Source organism: Pseudooceanicola nitratireducens, from assembly GCF_900109195.1.
Classification (GTDB): Bacteria; Pseudomonadota; Alphaproteobacteria; order Rhodobacterales; family Rhodobacteraceae; genus Pseudooceanicola; species Pseudooceanicola nitratireducens.
Genome location: NZ_FNZG01000010.1, coordinates 1 through 11,793 on the forward strand (window position 1 = coordinate 1; position 11,793 = coordinate 11,793).

Sequence of the window (11,793 nt, forward strand, 5' to 3'; positions counted from 1 at the left end):
AGCGCAGCGGAGAGGGGCAGGCGCCGGTCTTTTTGGTCCGCGCGGAATGACCCGCAGGGTCAGGGGAAAAAGATCGGCGACAACCTTTGTGGACGGGACGACAGCTGCGACCAGCATGTCATGCAACTCAGACAAAGGGAGAAGTGCGGTGGCCATGAAGGAAAGTAGGGGAACAGACGAGAGAGATGCCGCAAGGAGTAGGGATTGTCTTCTCGTCCATCCAAACTTCAAGACTCTTCGAAGACCAAAGCCGTCAGATCACAAATCGATGGCAACGGCAGAGCATTCGCCCATCCTTCCGTGGCATCACAGGGGCGTTTGCGTTCGCATTCGGAGATGCAGGCGTCCAGATACCATCGAGTTGCCAGACACTCATCCGCTCTGGTGCCCGACTAATGGCCAGACCTGGCTCTGAGATTCTTCGCGTGTCGCTGTTATCCTCAGACCAATGGAAGTGTCCTGAGCCAGAGATAAAAACGAGGTCATAGCGCGCTCAACAACTCGATTGCATGTGCCAGTGGTAACGCTCGAATGTCCTTCGCGACGGGGACCTCATGCTCACCGGCATAGACCAGGAGCTTTCGGTTGGCTCCAATGTCCTCGGCCCCTGTGTGAAATCCTCTCGAAACCTTTGGTGCAGTCGTCCGTTTGATCTCAACAGCCCAGATGTCGCCGCTTGGCAAACGCAAAACCAAGTCGAGTTCAGCACCGGCCGAAGTGCGATAGAAGAAAGGTTCGGTGCCTAAAGGGGCGGCAGCAAGAAGCGCCTCGATACAGAACCCCTCCCAACTGCCACCGACGACCGGGTGCCCGAGCAAGCCTTCTGTCGTGCCGATGCCCAACAGCGCATGCACGATGCCGCTGTCTCTCACATAGACCTTTGGCGATTTCACCAGACGCTTGCCGACATTCTCGTGCCAGGGCTGCAGGCGTCTCACCAGCATGAGATCGACGAGCAGATCGAGGTAGCGCCCAACGGTCTGGCCGGACACGCCCAATCCCTCGGCAAGGGCCGCGGCGTTCAGAAGGCCGCCCTGGACATGCGCAAGCATCGTCCAGAACCGCCGCAAGGTCGCTGCCGGAATCCGAGGTCCGAGGGCAGGGATGTCTCGCTCCAGATAGGTGCGCAGGAAATCCAGACGCCAGTCCATACTTGCCCGATCGCTCGCGGCCTGAAAGCTGTCGGGAAAGCCGCCGCGCAGCCAGAGCAAGTTCAACTGATCGGCCCCCACCTCGTCAGGCTGCAAGGGGGGCATTTCAACATATCGAACACGACCGGCGAGGGATTCCGCCGTTTGGTGCAAGAGGATATTGGAAGCCGATCCCAATAGCAGGAACTGTCCCGTCCGAAACCCGGCCCGCCGACGCTGATCGATCTGGCCGCGCAAGGTTCTGAAGAGGTCAGGCATCTGCTGCACCTCGTCGAGGATGACGAGTTTGCCCGCCTGTTCGTCCAGATAGAGATCTGGTTCAGTCAGGATTTGCCTGTCCGCCTCACGCTCAAGGTCGAGATAGACAGATGGGCGCTCTGATGCGATGTCGAGTGCAAGTGTTGTCTTTCCGACCTGTCGGGGGCCGAGAAGGACCACAGCCGCTTGGCTCTCCAAGGAAGACTGAACGAATTGTTGGGTCTTGCGTTTGTACATACCTTGCAATTACTCCACGATACGGAAGATTTGCAAGGTTAATCTTACCTACGGCCATAGCTAGTTGCTCAAGCCGAAGTATCTTACTGCCCCAGCAAAACAGCCGTGGCCAAGGAGCATCGACGCAAAATGAGTGCATTCAAATCTGTATCCAAGGGCCTCGAAGAGGCTCTGGCCTTCGCGAATGGCGATTTGGCCGACGCCAAAGTGCATGAAGTGTCCGTGGCGGAGGTCGATGTCGCCGAAGTCCGGCAACGGACGGGCCTGTCCCAGGCCGAGTTCGCCAAGAGCATTGGCGTCGCGAAAGGTACGCTCCTGAACTGGGAACACGGGCGCCGGCACCCGACAGGCCCAGCACAGGTTCTGCTGGCATTGATCGCCAAGAAGCCTTCCGTCGTACAGGACCTCTTGCGCGGGGCGTGAACCGGGGCCTAAGCCCCGATCCTCTTGATGCGGATTCCGAGCTTGCGGGCCTTGTCGACGATGTTCTCGGTGATGCCCGAACCGGGCGTGGCAATCAGACCCTGTGGCATGGTTTCGAGCATCTTGTCGTTGCGCTTGAAGGGGGCAGCCTTGCCATGGCTCTTCCAGTCGGGTTTGAACGCCACCTGCGTGACACCACGGGTATCTGCCCAGCGGGCAGCGATCATCTCGGCACCTTTTGGTGTGCCGCCGTGTAAAAGAATCATGTCTGGGTATTTCGCATGGGTGGCATCGAGGACGGACCAGATCAGGTCGTAGGCGTGATAGTCCCCGCCCGAGAAGGCGATCCGCGTGCCTTCGGGGCAGTGAACCTCGGTCTCCTTGCGCCGCTTGGCCGAGAGATAGGCCCGGCTGTCCACCACGGCGGAGGTGAGACCGCGATGCGAGACCTTGGATCCGGTGCGGGGCAGCCAGGGTGAACCGGTGGCGGCCGAGAAGTGGTCCACGGCCAGATCGCGCATCTGCTCGAAAGCGTCGCGATGGTCCCAGAGCTTAAGCCCGATCAACTGGAGGCGTTCCAGTTCAACCGAAGCGACCTCGGAACCGTCCTGGATGGCCAAACTTTCCCGGACCTCGAATTCGTTATCGTCGAGAAGCTTCTGGATATGGGCAAGCCGGCGATGGAAGATCGAGGTGAGGGACCAGAGCATCTCTTCGAGATTGTCTTCCAACTGGCTGCCGGTGAGGAGGCCGATAGTGGTGTCGAAAAGTGTCGCCATGGCGAGCTCGACCTCGTCAGGCTGGGGCAGGGGGCGATGATCGGTCTCGCCGGGTCCTGGTGTTGCGCCATGAAGTGCGAGGTGGTCGAGGATGGCGGAGGTTACGCCGGTTTCCTCGGGGATGTCTGTCTGATGGGGCATTGTCTGGTTCCTCTGATTGATCTGACCCGATTTGGATGGGGCGATAACAGGACCGGCGGCGACCGGGCCGCATCCGTCAGGATCGGAGCGCAGCGGAGAATGCGCCCAGGGCCGGAAAATTGCTCCCGCGAGGAATGAGCCGAAGGCTCAGGGGAATTTTCTGGTGCGGGGCGCATTGCTGTCCGGGCGAGGAGCACTCTGCTCCGACCCGCCGGTCCATCGCTCCTCTTTTCCAAACGGGTTCAGATCGAACCCGCGGAACCTTTGCCCTGTCGGACGTCACTTATGGGGCTGGCGCTCACCCGTCCTCGATCTCCAGACCTTGTACTTTCATGGCCTCAAGCAACGACCGGCGCAGCGCATCTTTGCCAAATGCCCGCAGATCGTCGTTGAAATCGCCCATGTTTGGCACGAGACCACCACAGGCAATACCAAGCGATTCCAGTTGGTTACGCAGTCTCAGTGATGCGGTTCGTCCCGCTTCGTCATTGTCCCGCGCGATCCAGATACGCTTGATCCCCGGCGGCGGGATGAAGAGGCCGAGATGGGTGGCAGTGAGACAGGAGGCGAGGTCAAACTCGGAGAGAGCCGTGCCGACCGAGAGGGTGTTCTCGAGACCTTCACCGACGATGAGATCGCTGCGCGCCTTGCCGGACCAGAAGCGGATGGCATGGCCGTGCAGCTGTCCGAGGATCCGCTTCGGGCTCTCGATCTCGGCCAAACCGCCGGTGGACGGGTCGAGATAGAAGCGTGCGCAGCCGGTGATCTGGCCCCGATTGTCGGTGATCTTCGCGAGCAGGGCAGGGGCCCTTTGCGGCGGATCGGCGTCGTCCTCGCCCTGCCGCAGGAAAACCCGCGGGTGATAACGCAGCGCCGGACCCAGCCGTGTGATCCCGCGCCCCTGCAGATAGGTGGCAGCCAAGGTGCCGAGAACCGGCTTGCCAGCGGCAAAGAGCTTCCGCGCCCGCGCAATGCGTTTGCTAGAGGCAGCATCGGGGCACTCAGCCCTTTGGGTGTCACAAGGTAAGGAAGGGCAGGGGGCCTCGCCGAGAAAGGACCGGGCCTCCCTCAGCGTTTCCTTGAGCGTGACCGAACCAAGCCGTTCATGCATCAGGTCAATCAGATCGCCATACTCACCGGTCGCGAAATCGGTCCAAGATCCGGCTTTGCGCCCACCCTGAGCTTGCAGCCGGATGGCGAGGCTCTGACCCTTTGCGCCCGAAGTGTCGCCAACCTGCCAATAGTTGCCCTGCTTGGACCCCTCGGGGAAATACTGGCGGCAGAAACTCTCGGCGCGGTCTGCAAGATCAGCCGAGAGGTCTGCGATGCTGCGCCGCGCGCTCATGCGGCTGCATCCGCTGCGCTTGCGCCAACCGGATGCGCGGCAAGGACCCGCGCCAGCACCTCGGTGCAATCCACCGGGATGAACACCCGCGTCTTCCACTGGATCACCTCGGTGAAACAGCCCAAGGCCTTCAATGCGGGCAGTGCCGCGCCCGACGCTCCGATCAGCTCGAGCCTCGGCTGTCCCATGACCAGAGAGCGACGCAACTGGTAGCCCCCAAGCAGGCTGAGGGTCGTCTTCGCGTCCATGACCGCGCCGAACACCTCCTGCGGCGTCATCTCAATCTGGCAGTCGAGACCAAGGCGCGCATAGACATTGAGAAGCTGTTCCTGGCTGACCAAGCGGCCGATGGCGCGCTCCCCGTCCTCGGTCTGCAGACGATAGATCCGCATGTTGTCGGCGGGCAGCCGGTCCCAGATCGGCAGGAGGAGGCCGCAGATCAGCGTGATCTTCGATGTAGTGAACTCCGGCACCGCGTCGACCTCGGCCTGCCAGAGCTGCTCGAACATCGCATCATCGATCTCTTCCCAGTGCGACTTCGAGAACTCGGTCAGCGCGAGGATTTCGGTCGCCATGGGCCGCAGGAGCTTCACCCGCAAGATCGGCACGCCATCCTCGTCCATGAAGGCCGGCGCTTTCACCATCAGGGCCGCGCGTTTGGAGGTCTTGTTCCAGCACAGCGTCGCGCCTCTTGTGTCGGCGCAGATGGCTTTGACGCGGGGCAGAGTGAGCGGATCGTTGCGATCGATACGCTCCACGGTCAGCGCAGTTGCCGTCGCGCCCGTCGCCTCATGCTCGAAGATGACCTTGCGATCAACGATCTCAAACTTCTCGGCGCGCAGGGTCTCTAGCCCGACATCGAGGGTGCCTGCCTGACGCGCGTCCTCAATTATCGCCGAAAGAAACCCGCCGAAGGCCTCGAAGATCGCGTCCTGCATGTCGATGCGGAGCGCGAGGCAGCGGTTCAGGAACTGCTGGATCGGCGGCAGGGTTTCCTTCATCGTGCCATCCGCCTCATCGAGCGTCAGCCCGGTCATCTCCTGGAACCTGGAGTAGGAGCAGGCGTCGATCTTGCCCGCGCGCAGCTTGTAGAAGAACTGCCGCAACGCCGCTCGTGCATAAGGGCTCTCGAGGTTGTCCTCGGCGCGGAACATGTTCTGCCCACCCGTCTCGCGTTGCCCCTTGGTGATGGCCCCGAGCGTATCGAGGCGGCGGGCGATGGTGGAGAGGAACCGCTTCTCACCCTTCACGTCTGTGGCAACGGGGCGAAAGAGCGGCGGCTGCGCTTGGTTCGTGCGGTTGGTACGCCCCAGCCCCTGGATCGCATTGTCGGCTTTCCAGCCAGGCTCAAGCAAGTAATGCACCCGGAGGCGCTGGTTCTTTGCACCAAGATCGGCGTGGTAGCTGCGCCCCGTGCCACCGGCGTCAGAAAAGATCAGGATGCGCTTGGCGTCATCCATGAAGGCCTGGGTTTCGCCGAGGTTGGAGGAGGCGGCTCGGTTCTCGACCTTGAGCCGCCCTTCACGCGTCCTCGCGATGCGCCGCTTGCGCCCCGTGACCTCGGCCACCGCATCGCCCCCGAAATGCCACAGGATCTGATCGAGCGCGCCCTGCACCGGGGCAAGGGCACCGAGATGCTCGACAAGCTCATCCCGCCGCCGCTCCGCCTCACGGCAGATAATCGGATTGCCATCACCATCGAGGGCGGGACGCGAGCGTAGGTCGCCGTTCTCGTCGGAGTAGGGCTCGAAGAGCTGCGTCGGGAAGCTGTGCATGAGGTAGTCCATGATGTTCTCGCGCGGCGTAAAATCGACCTGCAGGTCGTCCCACTCCGAGGGCGGGATCTCTTCGAGGCGCCGTTCCATCACCGCCTCGCTGGTCGAGACCACCTGAATCACGGCCGAATGCCCCGCGGCCAGGTCCGCTTCGATCGCATGGATGAGCGAAGGGCATTTCATGGCGGTGATGAGATGATTGAAGAAACGCTGCTTGTTGCTCTCGAAGGCCGAGCGCGCAGCGGATTTCGCCTGGGGGTTCAGCGTACCGGTCTCGGAGGAAATACCCGAGGCCTGAAGGGCGGCCTCCAAGTTGGTGTGGATGATCTGGTAGGCATCGGCATAGCTGTCATAGATCGCGATCTGTGCGGGCGTCAGCTCATGCACCAGCATTTCGTATTCGACCCCGGCATAGGAGAGGGACCGCGCAAGATAGAGCCCGAGCGCCTTCAGATCGCGCGAGATCATCTCCATGGCAGCAATGCCCCCGGCCTCCATCGCGGCAACGAACTCGGCCCGCGTCACGAAAGGGAAATCACCCGTGCCCCAGAGCCCGAGACGGGAGGCATAGGCGAGATTGCCGACCACCGTCGCGCCGGTCGCTGAGACGTAGAGCACCCGGGCATCGGGAACGGCATTTTGCAGCGCGAGGCCAGCAAGGCCTTGTTGGGATGCCTTCTTGTCGCCGCGGTCGGACTTTTCGCCGGCGGCATTCGCCATGGCGTGGCTTTCGTCGAAAGCGATGACCCCGTTGAACCCCTCGCCAAGCCAGGACGTCACCTGATCGAGGCGGGAGGCTTTCCCGTCGCGTTCAGCAGAACGCAGGGTGGCATAGGTGACGAAGAGGATGCCCTCTGGGAGACGGATATCGCTCCCCTGGCGGAATTTCGAGAGCGGCACGATATCGCTTTCACGCCCCCCAAGCGCCATCCAGTCGCGGCGCGCATCCTCGATGAGCTTGTCGCTCTTCGAGACCCAGACCGCGCGGCGTCGTCCTTGCAGCCAATTGTCGAGGATGATGCCCGCGACCTGCCGGCCCTTGCCGCAGCCCGTGCCATCGCCGAGGAACCAGCCCTTGCGCAGGCGAAAGGCACCTTCGTCATCCTCAGACGCTGCCATCAGCTGACCTTCGATCTCGCCGCGCTTGAACCAGCCCTTGAGATGCGTCTCGTGTGCATTGCCCGCGTAGATCACGCTTTCGAGCTGCGGCGCAGAGAGGAGACCGTCTCGAACGAGGGTCTTCGGCAGAACGGGGCGGTAGCTCGGCACGGGCGGCGGCACCGAGGCCATGGCGGCGGATTGCACAAGTGCTGTCGGATGCTCCGCCGCGCCGTCGATCCGGATCGCCTGCAGGTCATAGACCTCGTAGACCGTGTCCTGCAACGTGCCATAGGGTTCGCTCCAGGCTTTTGGCAAGTAGTCGAGCGGGGCCGTCTCGATGTCGTCGAACGGATGCTTCGCGCGTTCCTCGGCGAGCGCACGGGTTTCTTTGCGTGCTGCGTTGCGCAGGGCGTGGAGGTTGGTGCGGGTCGGCTGAGACGGGACCGAAAGGGCCGATGTGGTGGGGCAGGGCGGGGGGCTGCGGCGTTCCGGGCAATGGGCGAGTACTACGGAGAGAAGATCACTCGTGGTCGCGCAGATCGGATGATAGGCGGCGTCAATATCAGCCGGTGCGGTCTCTTCAGCACCAGCCGCGCGCTTATCGATTACCGTCAACCGCGTGTCGATCGTGGTGCCATGCCGTGCGAAGACCTTGCCGTCGATGGGGGCCGAAAACACGACATCGGCGCTCTGGCCGATCCGCTGAAATGTCGACTGGAAGGATTTCAAAGAGGGACGGAAGCTTTCGCCGGTGATGACGACAAGCCGCCCACCAGGCGCGAGGCGTGCCAGGGCGGAAAGCACATGCTGACTGGTCGCTTGCCTAAACCGGCCCTCGACATGGTTGGCAGCGGAAAACGGCGGGTTCATCACCACGACCGAGGGCGTGATCGAGCGATCAAGACGATCGTCGATCGAGGCAGCATCGTGGTCAGATACGGCGGCATCGGGGAACAACTGCCCCAGTAGGGCGCGGCGCGTGTCGGCAAGTTCATTCAGCGCCAACCGTGCACCAGCGATCTTTGCAAAGATGGCCAGCATGCCCGTGCCCGTCGACGGCTCGAGCATCAGGTCGTCGTCCCGAAACCCGGCGGCCTGCGCGACGATGGCCGCGAGGGGCAAAGGCGTGGAAAACTGTTGCAGACGGATACTGTCTTCGGAGCGGCGCGTGTGAGACGGGGCCAGAGCCGTGAAACGTTCGATCATGGTGAGGAAGGCCTGCGGCGACAGTGCCTGACGCTGCATCAGCGCGCCGTAGCGCGAGAGTATAAGGATTTGGGCGACCTCGGCCGCCTCATAGGCGTCTTTCCAGACCCAGGCACCACTTGTGTCACTGGCACCGCAAGCATCTTCCATCGCGGCGCGAAGTGCGGCGGCGTCGATGGACCTGCCTGCCTCGAAAACGGGGACGAGGATTTTCGCAGCCTGCATCAGGTTTTGGGCGAAGCGTGGGGCATCCGGCAGGGCAGGGGCTTCGGGCTCGGTTGCAAGTTGGACGGAATGGGGGTGAGCGTTCATCGGCAATCTCCGGGGTTGAGGGTTGGCCCCGAGCCCCGCGTGCACTCTCTCACCCGGGAGGGGTCACCCCTCCCGCCCTGTCTCTCACTCTTTCATGGCCTCGAAAACTGAAGTCTTGGCAGCGAAAACTTATCCACAAAATCTGGGGATGACGCTGTGGGCGTTGTCGCGCAAACCCATGCCAGGCTGCTGGGACACGGCCGTGCCTGCATTTTGGGCACCTCCAGCGAAACGGACCCGACACACAGCAAGCTCGGGGACCGAATGGTCAACGAGGAGAAATCGCAAGAGCTCAGAATGGGGATCTGCAAATAAAAAGGCGACATCCGGGAGGAGGTGGATGCCGCCGATTATTCCGGATCGGCTCAGGGAGGAGGAGAGAACCGATCACAAGAGCGAACATAGGAGCAATGCTGCAGTCGCACAATGGGCGGGCTATGACTTTTCTGCAATGCAGCAATGCATGTCCGCGATCGGGTGCTGCCCATAGTTCCGGTGTGTGGCGGCGAGTTATTCTATGGATATGCGGTCAATGCACCGGTCGCGGGTGGCGCATGGGGATCGGACCGAGGAACGGCATTCCGCGCCTCCGGCAAACAATGCGTCTCATAGGCGCCAACAAACCCCCAGCAAGCGTCGATCTCCTCGCCACCCTGTTCGACGATGTAACCATAGACACGCCCACCAAGGTAAGAATCGTAGTCGGCGGTCTCACCACGTAAGATGTCTACAGCCTGTTCGCGCAGGGCCTTGGTCACGCGTTTTACACCGAATTCCTTTCGGACCGCTTCGAGCGTCACGTAGACGTAACCGACCTGCCCAGAATCCCACGGGCAGTGGAACCCGACGGTGTTCATCGCGAGACCGGAATGGTCATAGAGAAACACAGGCAGAATGATTGCCTTCCGCTCGGCGCGGTCCCGCAGACGATCCATCGAGAGATCGCTCTGATCCGAGACGCCCGCAAGATCGCGCAGGAACGCCTCAGGGCTGTCGTACTGATGGCTGTCACCCAGCCGATAGCGGCGGTGCCAGCAGATCAGCGTACCGAGGTTGCACCACTCTCGTGGGTCCTCAGCGTCGGGGTCGTGGTAGATCTTGATCGTGTGGCCCTGGTGGACCTCCTCGTAGACGGGATCTTGCATGTCCATGTCCTTTCTCGAAACGCAATCGACCCGCCAAGCCGGTTGTGGCGCAGGCGGGTCGATCTGGATGGGATCAGATGGTTGGTGAGTTTGCCGCCCGGCGGATCAGGCGGCGGCGCGATTCTGGCGATGCTGGACGTGCTCGACAGAGACCTTGAGAAGCCAATCCTCAAAGCCAAGAATGGTCTGGTGACCCGCAACCGCCTGGACCCAGGCCGCACGCGGATCGCTGCCGATCTGCGTCGGGTCGTTGTCGATCCGGCCATTGGCCATCCACGGTTCGGGTTGTATGCGTCCGAGCCAGTCAGCCAGTGACGGGATACGCCCCTGGCAGTCTTCGCGCACATGCTGCTCGCCGATCCAGCGGATCGGAACGACCCGGCCCGCGCTGTTGATCAGGCTGCGACCGAACACCCGCTCGGCATCATAAATCCCGACCGTATGATGTTTTTGGGCTCTGTGAACAAAGAGACCTAGGTGCTCTTTAGATGAGTCAAACCAGTCATGCACATGTTGGTAATCATCTGGAACACCGCCAAATCTACGGGCCGAGCTTTCGGCGTGGTGGAGAGGATGTGCCATGTCAGAGCCCCTCATGTTCTGTGGTGTCGGTCTCGATGAAGCGGTTCGAGTGGCTGACATCGATCTTGTCCGTCTCGAGCGCCCAGGTCAATTCGCCATAGCCGCCCTCGTTGTTTTCGAAGCCAGGGCTCAGCGCATAGGCAAAGTCCCAGCCGAAATCTTCGACCCGTCGCCGCAGCTCTTCTGTCAGGGTAATCGTGTCAGGCGTCACGACGACCTCCTCGACATTGCCGGAATCGCCATAGCCTTCATATTGCACGTCGAGGCCGGTCACGCCGAGGCCGCGCAGTTCGGTGAGAAGCGCCGCGCGGGTCTCGACCCGCTGTTCGGCTGCCCGTCTCTGGGCTTCGAGCATCTGCGCGTAGAAATCATTTGCTTGTGTCATATCTTCGGTCCTTTGGAATTGAGGGAGGGTGAGGGCGACCGTCTTGCAGGCCGCGCCCCGGAGGTTTCCTTTGGGGGGCTTCAGGCCGCAGCGTCGCCGCGTTTCTCAGCCGTCCGGTCAACCAGGTTGAAATACAAATTCTCGGTCGCGCGCTTGAACCCCGGCGGTTTGCGCGGAGCGAGGCAGCGCACCGAGGCGCTGCAGCTCTCGCCGTGCTCCATCGCGAACTGCGTCACTTGGTCGATCAGATCATCCATGCCCGCGGCCTCGATGCGCTTTTCGGGGTAGTTCGCCAGCATCTGGAACTGGGTGACGACGAAGGCGCCATCGCGATGTGCGGGATAGAGGGTGATCTGGTAGTCGAGTGTCTTGGCCATCTCTGGTCTCCTGCGGCAGGCCGGACACGATCATCGCGCCCCTTGGAACCCGCCAGCCCGAAAGGACCGCCCTTTGTGCAAGGGCGATCCGTGGCGATGTCGGTGAAAAAGGGGCGTCAGTATTCCGACGGCAGAAGCAGGGTCAGGACCCGGCGCGTCTGATCAGGATCGGAGGGCTCAGGCGAGCCATAGGTGTAGTCGACGTCGTACAGGTCGATCTTGAACCAGACCTTCGTGCCGTCGAGGTCGATGACGCCCATCTCGTGCCATCCTTGCGGGTCGCTGTCAGCGTTGAACGCGTCAAATGAAGCCACGCTGCGGGTGAGAGCAAGCTGGGCATCGGGCCCAAGCGCTGCAACGCCACGGGTCATCACGAACTGGCCCTGCGGGGCATCGGTGACGAGGATATTGCCAAGGATAGAGCGACGAAAGGCGTCATTCTGCGAAGCGACGAGTGCGGCTTCCTTAACGGGATCGAGGTCAAGTGTGGTGGTCATGGGATATCTCCGGGACGGGCCCGCCGATCCGATATCGGCTGTTGGTAACCCGTCAGCCGGAAAGGGCCGCCCTCGATGT

At 61.9% G+C, this 11,793-nt stretch carries 10 protein-coding genes; 1 reads left to right on the forward strand and 9 read right to left on the reverse strand.

The genetic code is table 11. The features are described from left to right. Positions 1-482 precede the first annotated feature (482 nt). Positions 483-1,646 carry an ATP-binding protein gene (locus tag BMX99_RS18490; RefSeq protein ID WP_008335662.1) on the reverse strand — a complete coding sequence of 388 codons (1,164 nt, stop codon included), beginning with the start codon at positions 1,644-1,646 and terminating at the stop codon, positions 483-485. Positions 1,647-1,775: 129 nt separating this feature from the next. On the opposite strand from BMX99_RS18490, the gene BMX99_RS18495 reads away from it, so the two are divergent. Further along, positions 1,776-2,069, forward strand: a complete 294-nt coding sequence (locus BMX99_RS18495) for a helix-turn-helix domain-containing protein (protein ID WP_008335665.1) — start codon at positions 1,776-1,778, stop codon at positions 2,067-2,069. 8 nt (positions 2,070-2,077) lie between these two features. Here the strand turns inward: BMX99_RS18495 and BMX99_RS18500 are convergent, their stop codons facing one another. The 8 genes from BMX99_RS18500 to BMX99_RS18535 all read right to left on the reverse strand — a co-directional run bounded on the left by BMX99_RS18500 (position 2,078) and on the right by BMX99_RS18535 (position 11,714). Beyond that, positions 2,078-2,989: a DUF2493 domain-containing protein gene (locus BMX99_RS18500; RefSeq protein WP_009804234.1), complete on the reverse strand. Its 912-nt coding sequence runs from the start codon at positions 2,987-2,989 to the stop codon at positions 2,078-2,080. A 298-nt stretch (positions 2,990-3,287) separates the two neighbouring features. After that, the gene (locus BMX99_RS18505; RefSeq protein ID WP_008335668.1) at positions 3,288-4,334 is read right to left on the reverse strand and encodes a DUF7146 domain-containing protein; all 1,047 of its coding nucleotides are present in this window, start codon (positions 4,332-4,334) and stop codon (positions 3,288-3,290) included. After that, on the reverse strand, positions 4,331-8,728 hold the full coding sequence (locus BMX99_RS18510; RefSeq protein ID WP_040609075.1) for a strawberry notch-like NTP hydrolase domain-containing protein: 4,398 nt from the start codon (positions 8,726-8,728) through the stop codon (positions 4,331-4,333). The genes BMX99_RS18505 and BMX99_RS18510 overlap by 4 nt, the downstream gene beginning before the upstream one ends. Positions 8,729-9,243: 515 nt before the next feature. Further along, the gene (locus tag BMX99_RS18515; RefSeq protein ID WP_037931030.1) at positions 9,244-9,873 is read right to left on the reverse strand and encodes a hypothetical protein; all 630 of its coding nucleotides are present in this window, start codon (positions 9,871-9,873) and stop codon (positions 9,244-9,246) included. A 105-nt stretch (positions 9,874-9,978) separates the two neighbouring features. Continuing rightward, positions 9,979-10,455, reverse strand: coding sequence for a DUF6915 family protein (locus BMX99_RS18520; RefSeq protein WP_037930962.1), 477 nt, complete (start codon positions 10,453-10,455; stop codon positions 9,979-9,981). Position 10,456: 1 nt separating this feature from the next. Beyond that, positions 10,457-10,840 (reverse strand): DUF6878 family protein, encoded by a 384-nt coding sequence (locus BMX99_RS18525; RefSeq protein ID WP_009804230.1) that lies wholly within the window; start codon positions 10,838-10,840, stop codon positions 10,457-10,459. Between the two features lie 80 nt (positions 10,841-10,920). After that, positions 10,921-11,217: a hypothetical protein gene (locus tag BMX99_RS18530; RefSeq protein ID WP_009804229.1), complete on the reverse strand. Its 297-nt coding sequence runs from the start codon at positions 11,215-11,217 to the stop codon at positions 10,921-10,923. A 116-nt stretch (positions 11,218-11,333) separates the two neighbouring features. Further along, on the reverse strand, positions 11,334-11,714 hold the full coding sequence (locus BMX99_RS18535) for a DUF3768 domain-containing protein (protein ID WP_009804228.1): 381 nt from the start codon (positions 11,712-11,714) through the stop codon (positions 11,334-11,336). Positions 11,715-11,793 lie beyond the last annotated feature (79 nt).

Excerpts from the sequence above, each read along its gene's own strand:
- BMX99_RS18490 (WP_008335662.1), bottom strand. The coding sequence starts at position 1,646 with ATGTACAAACGCAAGACCCAACAATTCGTTCAGTCTTCCTTGGAGAGC.
- BMX99_RS18495 (WP_008335665.1), top strand. The coding sequence starts at position 1,776 with ATGAGTGCATTCAAATCTGTATCCAAGGGCCTCGAAGAGGCTCTGGCC.
- BMX99_RS18500 (WP_009804234.1), bottom strand. The coding sequence starts at position 2,989 with ATGCCCCATCAGACAGACATCCCCGAGGAAACCGGCGTAACCTCCGCC.
- BMX99_RS18505 (WP_008335668.1), bottom strand. The coding sequence starts at position 4,334 with ATGAGCGCGCGGCGCAGCATCGCAGACCTCTCGGCTGATCTTGCAGAC.
- BMX99_RS18510 (WP_040609075.1), bottom strand. The coding sequence starts at position 8,728 with ATGAACGCTCACCCCCATTCCGTCCAACTTGCAACCGAGCCCGAAGCC.
- BMX99_RS18515 (WP_037931030.1), bottom strand. The coding sequence starts at position 9,873 with ATGCAAGATCCCGTCTACGAGGAGGTCCACCAGGGCCACACGATCAAG.
- BMX99_RS18520 (WP_037930962.1), bottom strand. The coding sequence starts at position 10,455 with ATGGCACATCCTCTCCACCACGCCGAAAGCTCGGCCCGTAGATTTGGC.
- BMX99_RS18525 (WP_009804230.1), bottom strand. The coding sequence starts at position 10,840 with ATGACACAAGCAAATGATTTCTACGCGCAGATGCTCGAAGCCCAGAGA.
- BMX99_RS18530 (WP_009804229.1), bottom strand. The coding sequence starts at position 11,217 with ATGGCCAAGACACTCGACTACCAGATCACCCTCTATCCCGCACATCGC.
- BMX99_RS18535 (WP_009804228.1), bottom strand. The coding sequence starts at position 11,714 with ATGACCACCACACTTGACCTCGATCCCGTTAAGGAAGCCGCACTCGTC.